Annotated in this window: 16 protein-coding genes; 7 read left to right on the top strand and 9 right to left on the bottom strand. The window is 66.3% G+C overall.

Annotated features, from left to right (window positions below):
* Window positions 1-3 precede the first annotated feature (3 nt).
* The 4 genes from A5740_RS10540 (at window position 4) to A5740_RS10525 (ending at window position 4,958) form a co-directional block, all read left to right on the top strand.
* A complete protein-coding gene (locus A5740_RS10540) occupies window positions 4-1,338 on the top strand; it encodes an MFS transporter (protein WP_076193787.1) in 1,335 nt (444 codons plus the stop codon).
* 94 nt (window positions 1,339-1,432) lie between these two features.
* Window positions 1,433-2,374: a sulfate adenylyltransferase subunit CysD gene (gene cysD / locus A5740_RS10535; protein ID WP_076193785.1), complete on the top strand. Its 942-nt coding sequence runs from the start codon at window positions 1,433-1,435 to the stop codon at window positions 2,372-2,374.
* Window positions 2,374-4,218, top strand: a complete 1,845-nt coding sequence (cysN, locus tag A5740_RS10530) for a sulfate adenylyltransferase subunit CysN (RefSeq protein WP_076193784.1) — start codon at window positions 2,374-2,376, stop codon at window positions 4,216-4,218. The genes cysD and cysN overlap by 1 nt, the downstream gene beginning before the upstream one ends.
* On the top strand, window positions 4,215-4,958 hold the full coding sequence (locus tag A5740_RS10525; protein ID WP_076193782.1) for a 3'(2'),5'-bisphosphate nucleotidase CysQ: 744 nt from the start codon (window positions 4,215-4,217) through the stop codon (window positions 4,956-4,958). The genes cysN and A5740_RS10525 overlap by 4 nt, the downstream gene beginning before the upstream one ends.
* Here the strand turns inward: A5740_RS10525 and A5740_RS10520 are convergent.
* Window positions 4,945-5,436 carry a hypothetical protein gene (locus tag A5740_RS10520; RefSeq protein ID WP_139335059.1) on the bottom strand — a complete coding sequence of 164 codons (492 nt, stop codon included), beginning with the start codon at window positions 5,434-5,436 and terminating at the stop codon, window positions 4,945-4,947. The genes A5740_RS10525 and A5740_RS10520 overlap by 14 nt on opposite strands.
* Before the next feature lie 154 nt (window positions 5,437-5,590).
* Here A5740_RS10520 and A5740_RS10515 point away from each other — a divergent pair, with 154 nt between their 5' ends.
* Complete coding sequence (locus A5740_RS10515; protein ID WP_076193849.1) at window positions 5,591-6,061, top strand: RrF2 family transcriptional regulator; 471 nt, start codon at window positions 5,591-5,593, stop codon at window positions 6,059-6,061.
* A 9-nt stretch (window positions 6,062-6,070) separates the two neighbouring features.
* Here A5740_RS10515 and A5740_RS10510 read toward each other — a convergent pair whose 3' ends face one another.
* The 5 genes from A5740_RS10510 to A5740_RS10490 form a co-directional block, all read right to left on the bottom strand.
* Complete coding sequence (locus A5740_RS10510) at window positions 6,071-7,333, bottom strand: HNH endonuclease signature motif containing protein (protein ID WP_076193778.1); 1,263 nt, start codon at window positions 7,331-7,333, stop codon at window positions 6,071-6,073.
* A 65-nt stretch (window positions 7,334-7,398) separates the two neighbouring features.
* Window positions 7,399-7,782: a VOC family protein gene (locus tag A5740_RS10505; RefSeq protein ID WP_076193776.1), complete on the bottom strand. Its 384-nt coding sequence runs from the start codon at window positions 7,780-7,782 to the stop codon at window positions 7,399-7,401.
* A gap of 41 nt (window positions 7,783-7,823) precedes the next feature.
* On the bottom strand, window positions 7,824-8,324 hold the full coding sequence (locus A5740_RS10500) for a hypothetical protein (RefSeq protein WP_139335058.1): 501 nt from the start codon (window positions 8,322-8,324) through the stop codon (window positions 7,824-7,826).
* 11 nt (window positions 8,325-8,335) lie between these two features.
* Window positions 8,336-9,649: a C2 family cysteine protease gene (locus tag A5740_RS10495; RefSeq protein ID WP_076193773.1), complete on the bottom strand. Its 1,314-nt coding sequence runs from the start codon at window positions 9,647-9,649 to the stop codon at window positions 8,336-8,338.
* Window positions 9,646-9,948 carry a type VII secretion target gene (locus tag A5740_RS10490; protein WP_076193772.1) on the bottom strand — a complete coding sequence of 101 codons (303 nt, stop codon included), beginning with the start codon at window positions 9,946-9,948 and terminating at the stop codon, window positions 9,646-9,648. Before A5740_RS10490 ends, A5740_RS10495 begins: the two co-directional genes overlap by 4 nt.
* A gap of 92 nt (window positions 9,949-10,040) precedes the next feature.
* On the opposite strand from A5740_RS10490, the gene A5740_RS10485 reads away from it, so the two are divergent.
* Both A5740_RS10485 and A5740_RS10480 read left to right on the top strand, forming a co-directional pair.
* Window positions 10,041-10,565, top strand: a complete 525-nt coding sequence (locus A5740_RS10485) for a GNAT family N-acetyltransferase (protein WP_076193770.1) — start codon at window positions 10,041-10,043, stop codon at window positions 10,563-10,565.
* On the top strand, window positions 10,565-11,590 hold the full coding sequence (locus A5740_RS10480; RefSeq protein WP_076193768.1) for a nitronate monooxygenase: 1,026 nt from the start codon (window positions 10,565-10,567) through the stop codon (window positions 11,588-11,590). The genes A5740_RS10485 and A5740_RS10480 overlap by 1 nt, the downstream gene beginning before the upstream one ends.
* A gap of 24 nt (window positions 11,591-11,614) precedes the next feature.
* Here A5740_RS10480 and A5740_RS10475 read toward each other — a convergent pair whose 3' ends face one another.
* Genes A5740_RS10475 through A5740_RS10465 form a run of 3 tightly spaced genes read right to left on the bottom strand, consistent with a single transcriptional unit; the run spans window position 11,615 to window position 14,474 of the window.
* Window positions 11,615-12,499 carry a DUF4097 family beta strand repeat-containing protein gene (locus tag A5740_RS10475; protein WP_076193767.1) on the bottom strand — a complete coding sequence of 295 codons (885 nt, stop codon included), beginning with the start codon at window positions 12,497-12,499 and terminating at the stop codon, window positions 11,615-11,617.
* A gap of 32 nt (window positions 12,500-12,531) precedes the next feature.
* Window positions 12,532-13,176, bottom strand: a complete 645-nt coding sequence (locus A5740_RS10470; protein WP_076193765.1) for a response regulator transcription factor — start codon at window positions 13,174-13,176, stop codon at window positions 12,532-12,534.
* A complete protein-coding gene (locus A5740_RS10465; protein ID WP_076193764.1) occupies window positions 13,164-14,474 on the bottom strand; it encodes a sensor histidine kinase in 1,311 nt (436 codons plus the stop codon). The genes A5740_RS10470 and A5740_RS10465 overlap by 13 nt, the downstream gene beginning before the upstream one ends.
* Window positions 14,475-14,586 lie beyond the last annotated feature (112 nt).

Genomic DNA, 14,586 nt, shown 5'->3' with positions numbered 1-14,586 from the left:
GGTATGGCGCTGGTGGTGGCCGGCGCGTTGTTCATGGAGATTCTCGACGCCACGATCATCGCGCCGACCATCCCGCTGATCGCCGCATCGTTCGACGTCGCCGCGATCGACGTCAACGTGGCGATCTCGGCCTACCTGGTCACGGTCGCGGTGCTGATCCCGGCCACGGGGTGGCTGGCTGACCGGTTCGGCACCCGGCGGGTGTTCCTCGGTGCGATCGCGGTGTTCACCGTGGCCTCGGTCGGTTGTGCGGTGAGCACATCGCTGCCGATGCTGGTGCTCATGCGGGTGCTACAGGGCGTCGGCGGCGCGATGATGGTGCCGGTCGGGCGGCTGGCGGTGCTGCGTCACAGCAGCAAGGCGGATCTGGTGCGCGCCATCGCCCTGTTGACCTGGCCGGCGTTGACCGCTCCGGTGGTGGCACCGGTTCTCGGTGGGGCGATCGCGACGCTGGGCAGCTGGCGATGGATCTTCGCGATCAACATTCCGATCGGCCTGATCGGAATTGCCGTCGCGCTCAAATATGTCCACGGCGGGCCGCAATCCACGGCCCGATCGTTGGACTGGCCGGGTCTGCTGGCCCTCGGCTCGGGGATAGCTGCGGCCCTGATCGCACTGGAGCACATCCGGGCGTCGGGGACCGAGTGGACACTGGTCACCGCCTGCGGTGCCGCCGCGGTCCTGCTGCTCGGCGCGGCGCTCTGGCGACTGCTCACCGCGCCCGCTCCACTGATGCAACTGCGGGTGCTGCGGGTGCACACCCTGCGCATCACGGTCATGGCCGGATCGCTGTACCGCATGGTGATCACCGCGGTGCCGTTCCTACTGCCGCTGCAGTTCCAACTGGAGTTCGGCTGGTCTCCACTGGCCGCGGGCGTCATGGTGGCTGCCCTGTTCGCGGGCAATCTGACGATCAAGCCAGCCACCACGCCGCTGATGCGCCGGTTCGGCATCCGCACCGTGCTGCTGGTCAACGGGGTGGCCTCGGTGGTGTGTTTCGGCTTGCTGGCCGTGCTCCGGCCGGGGGTGCCGGTGGTGGTGATGGCCGTCGTGCTCTATCTCAGCGGCGCGCTGCGGTCGATCGGCTTCACCGCCTACAACAGTCTGGCGTTCTCCGACGTCGACGGGGACGACTTGACGCACGCCAACACCGTCAATGCCTCGGTGCAGGAACTGGCGGCCGGCCTCGGTGTCGCGGTGGCCGCGCTGCTGCTGGGCCGGCTCACCTCGTATTCGTGGACATACCTGGTGCTGGGTGCGTTGCTGGCCCTGACCCTGATCGCGACCGTGCGGCTGCCGCATCGCGCGGCAGCCCACGTCAGCGGGCATCGCGGCTGACCCGTGCCCGTCATTGACACCGCATCGGCCCGGCGATTAGATTCCAGGTCATGCTTGCAATTCTGGCCATTCCTACCAACTTAATGGGGAAGCGATGACCACCGCGCAAAAATCAGAAGCGGGCCAGGCCGGCCGCTCAGGTAATTACGAGTTGAGCCACCTGCGGTCGCTGGAGGCCGAAGCCATCCACATCATCCGCGAGGTCGCCGCCGAGTTCGAGAAGCCCGTGCTGCTGTTCTCCGGCGGTAAGGACTCCATCGTCATGCTGCACCTGGCGGTCAAGGCGTTCACGCCGGGCCGGCTGCCGTTCCCGGTCATGCACGTCGACACGGGCCACAACTTCGACGAGGTGTACCAGACCCGCGACGAGCTGGTCGAGCACTACGGCGCGCGACTGGTCGTCGCCAAGGTGCAGGACGACATCGACGCCGGACGGGTGGTGGAGACCATCCCGTCACGCAACCCGATCCAGACCGTCACGCTGCTCCGCGGTATCCGGGAGAACAAGTTCGACGCCGCCTTCGGCGGGGCCCGGCGCGACGAGGAGAAGGCCCGCGCCAAGGAGCGGGTGTTCTCGTTCCGCGACGAGTTCGGCCAATGGGACCCCAAGGCGCAGCGCCCCGAGTTGTGGAACCTGTACAACGGGCGCCATCACAAGGGTGAGCACATCCGGGCCTTCCCGATCTCCAACTGGACCGAGTTCGACATCTGGTCCTACATCGGCGCCGAGAAGATCACGCTGCCCTCGATCTACTATGCGCACCAGCGCAAGGTGTTCGAGCGTGACGGCATGCTGCTCGCGGTGCACAAGTACATGCAGCCGCGCAAGGACGAGCCGGTGGTCGAGAAGTCCGTGCGGTTCCGCACCGTCGGCGACGTGACCTGCACCGGTTGCGTCGAGTCAACCGCCGCAACGGTTTCCGAAGTCATCGCCGAAACCGCGGTGTCCCGACTCACCGAGCGCGGAGCCACCCGTGCCGACGACCGGATCTCCGAGGCCGGTATGGAAGACCGCAAGCGCGAGGGGTATTTCTGATGTCGACTCTGTTACGCATCGCCACTGCCGGCTCCGTCGACGACGGCAAGTCCACGCTGATCGGCCGGTTGCTTTATGACTCCAAGGCCGTCATGGAGGATCAGCTCGCCGCGGTCGAACGGACCTCCAAGGAACGCGGCAACGATTACACCGACCTGGCTCTGGTCACCGACGGCCTGCGTGCCGAGCGGGAACAGGGCATCACGATCGACGTCGCCTACCGCTACTTCGCCACGGCCAAGCGGAAATTCATCATCGCCGACACCCCGGGGCACATCCAGTACACCCGCAACATGGTGACCGGTACGTCTACCGCGCAGCTGGCCATCGTGCTCGTCGACGCGCGCCACGGACTGCTCGAGCAGTCGCGTCGGCATGCCTTCCTGGCCTCGCTGCTGGGCATCCAGCACATCGTGCTCGCCGTGAACAAGATGGACCTGATCGACTGGGACCAACAGCGTTTCGAAGCGATCCGCGACGAGTTCCACGCGTTCGCCGCGCGGTTGGACGTGCACGACGTGACGACGATTCCGCTGTCGGCACTGCAGGGCGACAACGTCGTCACCAAGTCGGATGTCACTCCGTGGTACGAGGGTCCGGCCCTGCTGAGCCACCTCGAAGACGTCTACATCGCCGGTGACCGCAACCTGGTCGACGTTCGATTCCCGGTGCAGTACGTGATCCGGCCGCAGACTCACGAGCACGCCGACCACCGCAGCTACGCCGGCACCGTCGCCAGCGGCGTGCTGCGTCCCGGGGATGACGTGATCGTGCTGCCGGCCGGGAAGCCGACCCGCATCACCGAGATCCACGGTCCGAGTGGCGTCGTCGAAGAGGCCTTCCCGCCCATGGCGGTGTCGATCAGCCTGTCCGACGACATCGACATCTCGCGCGGCGACATGATCGCCCGTCCCAACAACCAGCCGCGGATCACCCAGGAGTTCGACGCCACGGTGTGCTGGATGGCCGACGAATCCTCGCTGGAGCCCGGCCGCGAATACCTGGTCAAGCACACCACCCGGACCACCCGGGCCAGGGTCACCGGCCTGGATTACCGCCTGGACGTCAACACGCTGCACCGGGACAAGTCGGCCAGTGCACTAAAACTCAATGAGCTGGGCCGCATTTCACTGCGGACGCAGAGCCCGTTGCTGCTCGACGAGTACAGCCGCAACGCGGCCACCGGCTCGTTCATCCTGATCGACCCCAACACCAACGGCACCGTCGGCGCCGGCATGGTGTTGCGCGACACCCGCAACGAGTCGGCAAGCCCCAACACGGTGCGCCACGCGTCGCTGGTCTCGGCGGGCGAGCGGCTCAGCCGCGGCCGCACCGTGTGGTTCACCGGGCTGTCCGGGTCGGGCAAGTCCTCGGTCGCGGTGCTGGTCGAGCAGAAGCTGATCGAAAAAGGTTTCCCCGCCTATGTTCTGGACGGAGACAACCTGCGGCACGGGCTCAACGCCGACCTCGGCTTCTCGATGGCCGACCGGGCCGAGAACCAGCGCCGGCTCGCCCACATCGCCGCGATCCTCGCCGATTCCGGCCAGATCGTGCTGGTGCCGGCGATCAGCCCGCTCGAAGAGCACCGCGCGCTGGCGCGGCAGGTGACCACCGACGCCGGGCTGGACTTCTTCGAGGTGTTCTGTGACACGCCGCTCGAAGACTGCGAACGCCGTGACCCCAAGGGCTTGTACGCCAAGGCCCGGGCCGGGGAGATCACCCACTTCACCGGAATCGACAGCCCGTACCAGCGGCCGAAGAACCCGGATCTGCGGCTCACGCCGGAACGCAGCACCGATGAACTGGCCGACATGGTGATCGAGCTGTTGGGATTGCCGGGGTGAACGATCACGAGCTGGCCGCCCGGCTCGCCACCAAGGCCGGGGATCTGCTGCTCGATGTCCGCGCCGACTTCGCCGACGCCCCGGCCGCCGAACGAAAAGCCGCCGGGGACAAGCAGTCCCATGAGTTCCTGATGGCCGAGTTGGCCAGGCTGGTTCCCGGTGACTCGGTGTTGTCCGAGGAGGCCACCGCCGATGAGCGGGCCGACCCGGCGCGGTTGAGCGCCGAGCGGGTGTGGATCGTCGACCCGCTCGACGGCACCCGGGAGTTCTCCGAACTCGGCCGCGACGACTGGGCCGTGCACGTGGCGCTGTGGCAGTCCGGGGAACTCGTGGCCGGTGCGGTCGCGCTGCCGGCGCAGAACACCACGCTGTCCACTCCCGAGGTGGCCGCGCCGCGTCCCTTCGACGGCCCGCCCCGGGTGGTGGTGTCACGTACCCGGCCGCCGGCGATCGCCCTGGCCGTCCGGGAGGCACTCGACGGAACCCTGGTCGAGATGGGTTCGGCCGGAGCCAAAGTGGCGGCGGTGATCCGTGGGGTGGCCGACGTGTATGTGCATGCCGGTGGTCAGTACGAGTGGGATTCGGCCGCGCCTGTGGCGGTGGCGCGGGCGGCCGGCCTGCACACCTCCCGCATCGACGGCTCACCGCTGGTCTACAACTCAGCCGACCCGACCCTGCCGGATCTGATCGTGTGCCGGCCCGAACTGGCCGACCGGGTCTTGGCCGTCACCGCGGGGTAGTCCGAGTCGGCACATCGGCGGGCATCTGATCGGTGCCGACGTTCGGACAGGCGAGCTTCAGATCGTGCAGCGCTTTGGTCGAATTCTGGTATCCGCCCATGTAGTTCTTGTCGGGCCACCCGTTCGGGGGTGCGCTGGGATTGCCCTGGCTGAACAGCTGCAGTGCGTCCGCGAAGGCCAGCGCTTTCCGCCTCAGGTCGGGGTCTTCGATCGACGCGGCCTCGGCCCGGGCCGCGGTGGCCGCCTCGGCCGCTTTGCGGGTCACGTCCCGATCGGCCTCTCCGGCCAAACCCGAAATAGCGCCCGGTGCGACCGACACGAAGTGGTGTGCAATCTGGTCGGCGTGTCGGCAGTCAGCACTGGGCTCGTCACTGTCATCGGTGGCGTAGCCAATCGCAACCATGATCAGCATCACCGGCGCCGTGACTGCCAACATGACCAGCCTGATCTTGGCCCCTGACCAATCGGGTAGTCCCACCAATGCAGCCTAAATGCGGTTGCCGGACACCACGCTCACCGAAATGAGCTGCGCGTGGCGCTTCAATCTCGGAATCCGCACCGCTGCAAAGCACTCCGTACTGCAACGGACCGTATCGGTCCGGACTGTGGTCGGCCTGGCAGAATCTGAGGGCATGCGGATGTCGGCGAAGGCGGAGTATGCCGTCCGAGCCATGGTTCAGCTCGCCACGGTCGCCGACGGTGAGCTGGTCAAAACCGACGACCTGGCCAAGGCGCAAGGTATCCCGGCGCAGTTTCTCGTCGACATCCTCTCGGCGCTACGCACTGATCGACTGGTCCGCAGCCATCGTGGTCGGGACGGCGGTTACGAGTTGGCGCGCCCGGCCGGCGAGATCAGCATCGCGGACGTGTTGCGTTGTATCGACGGACCGTTGGCCAGCGTGCGCGATATCGGGCTGGGGGATCTGCCGTATTCCGGTCCGACGGCCGCGCTGACCGATGTCTGGCGCGCCCTGCGGGCCAGCATGCGCTCGGTGTTGGAGGAAACCAGTTTGGCCGACGTGGCGGCCGGCGCCTTGCCCGATCATGTCGACACGCTCGCCGACGCCTACCGCGATCAGGAACACGAGCGCGGGCACCGCTAGTTGGTGCGCCTAATTGGTGGTGGGCGGCGGTGGTTCGAAAGGTTGGTACCACCACCAGTCGGCGCGTTCCCCCGTGGGCCCGCGGTACGGGGATGCCGCCGGTGCCGGGGTGGTGGGTGGACGGGCCAGTGACCGGGAGTGCAGTTCGCGACCGCCGTCATCGATGACGCGGAGTTGGTCGGCGGGGCCGGTGATGGTGATCAGGCCGCGGTGATGGGCCCGGTGATGATAGGGGCACACCAGCACCAGGTTCCACAGTTCAGTGGGACCGCCATCTTCCCAATGTTGGATGTGGTGGGCATGTAAGCCGCGGGTGGTCCCGCAGCCGGGGACCGCACAGCAGCGGTCGCGATGCTCCAAGGCGCGGCGTAGCCGTCGGCTGATGGTCCGCGTCGTGCGGCCGGCACCGATCGGCTGGCCATGGCGCTGCAACCACACCTCACAGGTCGCATCGCAGAGCAGGTATTGGCGTTCGTCATCGGTCAGCAGCGGACCCATGTGCAGCCAGGCCGCAGGCTTGTCGGCATCGGCATGCACGATGACGCTGGTGTGCTGCCCGTGTGGGCGGGCAGCCACGTCGGTGTCCCAGCCGGCGATGACCAGACTCATGAACGCATCGACATTGTTGGGAAACGGTGGCGCGGTGTCGGATGTGGCCTCACCGGTGTCCGCGTCGATGTCGTGGTCGCGTTTCCAGTCGGCGACGAGGGCATCGTGGTGTGCGGCCCGGGCGGCATCGAATTTTGCCGCTTCCACGCGGGGCAGCCGGATCTTGTAGGTGGTGTATCCGTCGTCACCGTCGAGTCGGATGAAGGAGCGCTGCGGTTCGGGTTTCGGCTTCGGCTCGGGGCGGGGTTCGAGCTTGACCGCGGTGCGCAGCTGGCTGACGGTGGCATTTTCGGCCAACTCCAGATAATGGTCGTCAGAACCGGCCGCCGCGCCTTTGGCCAGCACCCCGACCTGATCCAGCGACAGCCGTCCTTCGCGCAGCGCCGCGGTGCAGCGGGGGAATTCGGGTGAGCGCCGGGCGACTGCGGTCAGTGTGTCGGCGTTGGCCGGGGAGATACCGGTTTTCCAGGCCACCAACGCGGGGATCGACCGGGCCCCGGTAATCCCGCCCAACTCGTCGCGATCGATCTCGGCCACGATCTCCACGATGCGCCCGTCGATGGCGTTGCGTTGCCCACACAGCTGCGACAACTCGTCGAACAACACCTCAAGACGCTCACGGGGCGGTACCCGATCGTCCAAAGAAGCCGTCACTGCGGACATGACCCCATCATCACACCGACCACCGACAAAAAATCAGGACCGATGCACGCCTGATGCCGGGCTCGTCAGCCCCCATACGGACGGGTGATGATTTCCAAGGCATGGCCGGAGGGATCGCGGAAGTACACGCCGCGGCCGCCGTCGTGGTGGTTGATCTCGCCGGGGTGCTGGCCATGCGGATCGGCCCAATGCTGCATGCCCCGGTCGCGGATCTTGCCGTAGATCGCATCGAACTCGTCCTCGGAGACCAGGAATGCGTAGTGCTGTACCGCGATCTCGGCATCGGGCGGCGCCTGTGCATAGTCCAGGCTGACCCCGTGATTGAGCGTCACGGCCAGAAATGGCCCGAACTCCTGCGGGGCCGGCAACCCGAACAGCTCGGTGAAGAACTCGGCGGAGGCCTGCCGATCCTTGGCGGCGACGATGGTGTGGTTGAAAGTGATGGCCATATCCGTCCAGTAAACCGCCGGACGCGCGAGGCTGCCAGAACTCAGCGCGGCGCCAGCTCGAAGTACCCGTAGATATAGATCGGTTCGTCGGCTGTATCCGACTCTGCCGGAGCGGCCGACACAACCGCCACGATCCGGTGGTCGGAGAAGAAGCGTTGTAGTCGGCTCCCGCGCTGCCACACCATGTAGAAGTTCGGGTTGTCGCCCTGACGCTCGAGTTCGTAGCTCGACACACTGGTCAGGTGGTCGTCCACACTGTGCCGCAGCGCATCTCCAATGATGTGCCCCTTCGCCGCAAAGAAACGTTCCCCGACGATGGCCGAGTCAGGGTAGACGTCGCTGACGAACGTCCGAAGCGCATCTTCGGACGATCTGCGCGCGGCCGGCGACACCGAATCGATCGAAAACGACTGCTGGCTCATCATGTAAGGCGGGATGTCGGCCAGCTCCGACTTCTGTGCGGACCGGCACTGGTAGAAGACATAACCACCGCCAGCGAAAACCACCACCGCGGCCAACACGATCACAACCCACACGATCATCGGTGCCCTCATCACATGTTGCCTATGTTGATGCCGTCGACGGGGTGGTCGCCCCATCGCGGAGTCCCGGACCCCATCAAGACACTCATCGGGATAGTGATCAGCGGCCCGCCTCCGTTCGGATTGGATTCCCATGGATTACGCAGGGTCACCGTGGCATTGTTTCCGGTGCCGCTGATGCTTTCGACGATGTAGGCGTGATTGTGCACCAGTGGCCCGGCGTCGGAGCTGGTGGACAGGGTGACCGGTTGATGATTGGCCAGTGCCTCGGCGATCCTGGAGTCGATGTGCTCCCCGGTGCGCCAGGCGTCTGCGGGAACCAACGTGTCGCCGCGGTTGCCCGTCACCGCCTCCAGGGCGTCTTTGGTCTGACCGCCTTTGCCGATCGTGTCGAGCGCGTCGTTCATATTGGCTCCCGGTGCCTTGAGCTTTGCGTACGCCGACTCCATGACGGCCGGCCACAGCGGAGCGTCGGGATCGCCGTTGTCGAGTCGGCTGGCACCGTGCTTGTCGATGTTGGTGTTGATGTCGTCCTGGGTGACGGTGATGTGTTTCCATTCGTGGCCGTCCCACAGCGTCACGTCGAAATTGCCGGTGCCGTCGTCGTATTTGATGCGGTCCTTGATCTTCTGCGGGTTCGCGTTGGCCACGGCGCCCAACGTCGAATCGAGATAGCAGTCACCGATCTGGTCCTGTTGAACATCGGCAGCCGTCGGGTCGTGAGGAAACAAGTCCTCGTCGGTCCATTTGCGCTTCGCCGGATCACCGTCGTCATCGCCCGGGCCACCGACATCGGACGGACCGCTGACATCGGAACTGGCTGCTTGGATTGCCTTGGCCAGGACCCGATCTTGCGTGTCGAACTCGGCGAGCATGGTCTTCATCCGGACCGAGGCATCCGCGGCGAGTGCCTGAAGCCGTATCGCGTTGGCCGGGTTGAGCTTCGCGAACTGTTCAAGGGTGCTGCCAGGGCGGATGGACACGGTGCCGTCATCGGCCACCTGCCAACCCTGGCTCTTGAGCTGCTCGAGCAGCGTCACCACGTTGGTACGCGTGGTCGTCAGCTGACTGCCCCCGCCGGCGAGCACCGACTCCATCCGGTGGAGCGTGCCGGCCATTTTCTCGTGCTCGGCGATACGCCGTTCAGTGGCCGCGGATGCCGCTCCGTAGGCGTCGCCGCGCCAGCCCGCGCCCAATTGGGACAGGCTCGTCCGGAGCGCCACAACCTGCCGATCCACCCGAGCCGCCGACTGTGCCGCGTGTTCAGCGGCCTCTGTCAATCGTTCGGGGCGTGAGTTCTGGACCGTGGAAACGGTGGCGGTCACCGTTTCATCGTCTCGTCGATCGCGGTCCCCGATCGACCATCGGCATCGGTGTACATCTGGGCTGCGGTGCGCAGCTTTGCCGACAGCTCGGTGAGATCACCCGATATCCGATGACACGCCGATTCAATCACCACCGCCGCCTGTTGGCACGCTCCGCCGGTCGCCAGTGTGGCGAGTTCTGCGCCGGTGTCACCCAACGCAGAACTGACCGTGAGACTGGGAACGTCGGCGCCCACCTGATGGATCTCGCCGGCTGCCGAATGTAATGCGGCCGGATTTACTCCAAGCGTCAACCCCACGTTCCGATCCTAAGTGGATCCTGCGCACTGCCTGGACACCAAATATGTCGCGCTCAACACCCGCCGTCGCGCATTCCGTGCAGGATGGGTACATGTCCACACCGCAGATCCTGGCCGGTCCACGGGTACGGTTACGCCCGCCGGTCGTCGAGGACGCGGAGTTCCTGTACACCCGGATCGCCTCTGACCGTGAGGTGACGCAATATCTGTCCTGGCGACCACATTCGGGGCTGGCCGAAACACGTCGCGTCATCACCACGCTGTTCAACGTCGGTGACGAGAAGACTTGGCTGGTCGAGATCGATGGAGAGATCGCCGGATTGTGCGCCTTCCGGCGCCTGCAGGCGTACGCGGTGGAGGTCGGCTACTGCTTGGCCCGGCAGTGGTGGGGACGCGGCCTGATGTCGGAAGCGGTTTCGCTGATGCTGGCCGAGGTGCAAGCTGATCCGACGGTGTACCGGGTGTCGGCCTACTGCCATGTGGACAATGCCGGCTCGGCCGCGGTGCTGCGGCGGTGTGGTTTGTCACTGGAGGGAAGGCTGGTGCGCTACGGGATGTTTCCCAATCTGAGTGACGAACCTCAGGACGTGTTGTTGTTCGGAAAGGCGGTCCGCTGATGGGCACATTCGATATTCGCGGACTCCGGCATCCGGTGATCGTGGCGCCGATGGCCGGTGGGCCGTCGACCCCTGAACTGGCCGCCGCCGGTAGCGCCGCGGGAGGCCTCGGATTCGTCGCGGCAGGGTATCTGGGTCCCGACGCGCTGGCCGACCGGATCACCGCCGCACGCGGTTTGACCACGGAGCCGCTGGGGGTGAATCTCTTTGCGCCGCAACCGAGTGCGGGCACATCTGAGCAGATCGCGGCGTACGCTCAGGCATTGGCTGCAGAAGCCCAACGCTATGGGGTGGCACTTGGCGAACCTCGCTATGACGATGACGGGTGGGCCGCCAAGCTGGACGTGGTGCTCGACCTGCGACCCGAGGTGGTGTCGTTCACCTTCGGTTTGCCGAGCGAGGCTGAGATCGCCCGGTTGCGCGGCGCCGGTATCACCACGGTCGGCACCGTGACGACGGCCGACGAGGCCCGCCTGGCGGTGAGCCGCGGACTGGACTCGCTCGTCGTGCAGGGCCCCGAAGCCGGCGGGCACCGCGGGACGTTCGATCCGGCCGCCGCCCCCGCGACGCAGCCGCTGGGCCAGTTGTTGGCCGAGGTCCTGGCGGCAGTCGACGTACCGGTCGGAGCGGCCGGGGGACTGATCAGCGCCGACGATGTCGCCGGCGTCGTGGCGGCCGGCGCCGCGGCGGCGCAATTGGGCACCGCGTTTCTGCTGGCCGATGAATCCGGCAGCAGCCCGGTACATCGCGCGGCTCTGCAGAGTTCGGATTTCACGGAAACCGTTGTCACCCGCAGTTTTTCCGGTCGCTACGCCAGAGGGTTGCGCAACCGCTTCATCGCCGAGCATGATGCGCAGGCCCCGCTGGGCTATCCCGAAATCCACTACCTCACCAGCCCGGTGCGCAAGGCGTCCGTGGCAGCCGGGGATCCGCAGGGCACCAACGTCTGGGCCGGCACCGGTTGGCGCCGCGCCCGCAGCGGCACGGTGGCGGAGATCATCGCCGCGCTGAGCCCGAACCACTGAGCTTGCCGAGCGGTCTTCACGCCCTCAGTTCTCTGCCGGGTTCACCCGCTGCACCACGACATCGCCGTCATTGGAGCGAGCGGTGACCTCGGCGACCGCCCTGGCCGCATCCGTCGTCTCCGACACCCGCACCTGCGTCGAAGAATCGGACTGAGCGTGCACCAGATATGGTCCGCGCTCGGGTAGTCCGATCACCACGTCACCGTTTCGGCTCACCGCATCGACGCGCCGGGGTGCGGTGTCACGGAAGTCCACGGTGATGTCACCGTCAGAAGTGGTGGCACTGAACTGCTCGGTGACGGCGATCGGCGCGCGCGAGACGATCTCGCCATTCACCGTGTGGATCTCGACACGGCGGGCCGCCCCACCGAGGATGATGGCGCCGTCGTCGGTGCGAGCGATCAACTCGTCGACATCGGCAAACGAGAACAACGCACCGATCTCCTGTTCGGTGTGCACACTCAATCGCCTGGCCTGCTCGGGTGGCAGGGCAATCGTGATCTCGCCGCCGCGGGCCCACTCCAGCATCGGAGACGGTTTGCCTTCGATCTGGATGCGGGTCTCGTCACCTTCGGTGACCACCTGCAGCCGGTGCTCGCCGCTGCGGGCAGTGTTCACCAGGCGCAGATCCGCAGTAGCCGAGTGGGTTTCGCGGTCTGCACTGATGCGGATGGCTACCGGGATGCGAGCGGTGTCGATCACCAGCGATTGCATCGTGGCGGGCAAAGCGCGATGATCGGTGACGACACGGACGTTGCTGACGGCCCAGGCCGCCGCGCCGAGGGCCGCGGCTGTGCCGGCTATCAGGAGTACGGCCGCGGCGATCACGGTCACACGGAATGCGGTGCGCCCACCGGAACTCAACTGTGGCGGAGGGTTGACCGGCGGCGGGGTGGCGATGGTGGTCACGATGAAAGTCCTTCCCGGTACAGATGTTCGGTCTAGGTCTCGAGATAGCGCAGCACCGCCAGCACGCGGCGATTCTCGCTCTCGTCGGGAGTGAGATTGAATTTCGTGAAGATCGAAGCGATGTGTTTTTCGGCCGATCCGATCGAGATGTGCAGTGCGGTGGCGATCGCCGAGTTCGTCTTGCCCTCTGCCATCAACTGCAAGACCTCACGTTCGCGAGGGGTGAGCTGGTCCAGGGCGCTGCGTTTGGCCGACCGCACCAAGATCTGTGACACCACCTCGGGATCGAGCACCGTGCCCCCGCGTCCCACCACATCGACGGCGTCGAGAAATGCCGGTACGTCGGCCACCCGATCTTTCAGCAGGTACCCGAAACCCCTTGTGTCCGAGGCGATCAGGTCGGCGGCATACCGCTCTTCGACGTAGTGGGACAGGACCAGCACGGGGGATTCGAGGTTCTGGCTACGCAGCAGGGCCGCGGCGCGGATGCCTTCGTCGGTGAAGGTCGGCGGCATCCGGACGTCGAGGATGGCCAGGTCGGGACGGTGTTCGTTGACCAGGCGCAGAAGATCGGTGGCGTCGGGGACACCGGCCACCACGTGGTGTCCGGCGTCGGCCAGGATCCGCTCGATACCGGCCCGCAGCAGCGCCGAGTCCTCGGCGATTATGACGCGCATGGCAGCACCGCCGTGACGATCGTCGGCCCGGTCGCAGGGCTCGACACCTCGAAGGTTCCACCCGCGGCGCGGACCCGCTCGTCGAGTCCGCGTAGACCGGTGGCGTTCTCACCGGTGTCGACGGCCGCGCCGCCCCTTCCATCGTCGAACACCGAGACGTGCAGCACGTTGGCGGGATCGTCGAACCGGACGGTGACCACCGCCTGTGCGGCCTCGGCGTGTTTGGCAATGTTGGTCAACGCCTCCGCGACCACGAAGTACGCCACCGATTCCACTTCGTCGGGCAGCCTGTGAGGCAGGTCGACATGCAATGTCGTTGGAACCCCAGAGGTTTCGGACCGCTGCACGACTGCGGACAGCGCGGCGTCCAGACCGCGGTCCGACAGGATGGTGGGGGCGATACCGCGCACCACGTTGCGCAGCTCGACCAAGGCGCTCTTGGCCTCGTCATGGGCCTCGGCGATCAGCGCCTTGGCCGCCGGTGGATCGGTATCGAGTTTTGTCTGCGCCAGTCCGATCGTCATCGCCAGGGAAACCAGCCGCGGCTGCACGCTGTCATGGAGATCGCGCTCGATGCGGTGGCGTTCGGTCTGCGCCGAGGACACCGCGCCCAGCCGCGCGTCGGCCAATGCGCTCACCTGGTACTGCAGCGCAGCGGTGGGCGACGGCGACAACAGCCACCGGTCGATCGCGGCGTCCACAGCCGGGGCGAACACCACGATGGCCAGCGCGGCGACGACGGCGACAAGCGCCAGCAGCCACGCGATCGGCGGTGAGACGAAGCTCAAGCCGGCATCGTCATCACTCTGGCGGATCGCCACCGACGCCGCCGGAGCGGCGAACGCGAACACCAGCAACGCGAGCGCGACGCCGGTGGCCAGCATGTCGTAGAGCATGCGCAGATAGTGGTGGCAGACGCTTTTCCAGAACCGGGCACCGCTGATGTCCAACCACAGCTGATGGGCCCACCCCTGGAACCCGGTGTGCGGCGACAGACGGCGCGGCGCAATGCCGATCCCCAGCCCGAAGACCGCTTCGCTGCGGATACGTTCGAACCACTCGACGCCCCGCATCAGGTAGACGAAAACAACGGCGGCGATCAAGAATCCGATCACCGAGGGAATCGAGGAGATCCCGATGACGATGATGGACAACGGAATCCAGAACCACACCAGCGCCACGGCGGCTCCGGTGATCATCGACGCCGTCGGGACCATGCCGAGGTTGTTCGTTCTCGCCTCGCGCTGCGGGGCCGGCGGTGCGGGGGCGGGCAGGGCGGTTTCGCTCATTGCGACCATGCCTTCAACCTACGAAGTCGCGCGCTCCGGCGATACAGCGTTTACCCGAGAACGACGTGGGGGTTAACCACCCCCGGCGTGTCCGTCTGGGCATGTCAGAATCTTTTGCGTG

The organism is Mycobacterium sp. GA-1841 (assembly GCF_001954135.1).
Lineage (GTDB): Bacteria > Actinomycetota > Actinomycetes > Mycobacteriales > Mycobacteriaceae > Mycobacterium.
Note: the sequence above shows the minus strand (reverse complement) of the source record. Positions and strands in the feature narration are given on the sequence as shown.

Bases quoted from the DNA above. Each gene is read 5' to 3' on its own strand.
- A5740_RS10540 (WP_076193787.1), top strand. From the start codon at position 4: ATGGCGCTGGTGGTGGCCGGCGCGTTGTTCATGGAGATTCTCGACGCC.
- cysD (WP_076193785.1), top strand. From the start codon at position 1,433: ATGACCACCGCGCAAAAATCAGAAGCGGGCCAGGCCGGCCGCTCAGGT.
- cysN (WP_076193784.1), top strand. From the start codon at position 2,374: ATGTCGACTCTGTTACGCATCGCCACTGCCGGCTCCGTCGACGACGGC.
- A5740_RS10515 (WP_076193849.1), top strand. From the start codon at position 5,591: ATGCGGATGTCGGCGAAGGCGGAGTATGCCGTCCGAGCCATGGTTCAG.
- A5740_RS10510 (WP_076193778.1), bottom strand. From the start codon at position 7,333: ATGTCCGCAGTGACGGCTTCTTTGGACGATCGGGTACCGCCCCGTGAG.
- A5740_RS10505 (WP_076193776.1), bottom strand. From the start codon at position 7,782: ATGGCCATCACTTTCAACCACACCATCGTCGCCGCCAAGGATCGGCAG.
- A5740_RS10500 (WP_139335058.1), bottom strand. From the start codon at position 8,324: ATGATCGTGTGGGTTGTGATCGTGTTGGCCGCGGTGGTGGTTTTCGCT.
- A5740_RS10485 (WP_076193770.1), top strand. From the start codon at position 10,041: ATGTCCACACCGCAGATCCTGGCCGGTCCACGGGTACGGTTACGCCCG.
- A5740_RS10480 (WP_076193768.1), top strand. From the start codon at position 10,565: ATGGGCACATTCGATATTCGCGGACTCCGGCATCCGGTGATCGTGGCG.
- A5740_RS10470 (WP_076193765.1), bottom strand. From the start codon at position 13,176: ATGCGCGTCATAATCGCCGAGGACTCGGCGCTGCTGCGGGCCGGTATC.
- A5740_RS10465 (WP_076193764.1), bottom strand. From the start codon at position 14,474: ATGGTCGCAATGAGCGAAACCGCCCTGCCCGCCCCCGCACCGCCGGCC.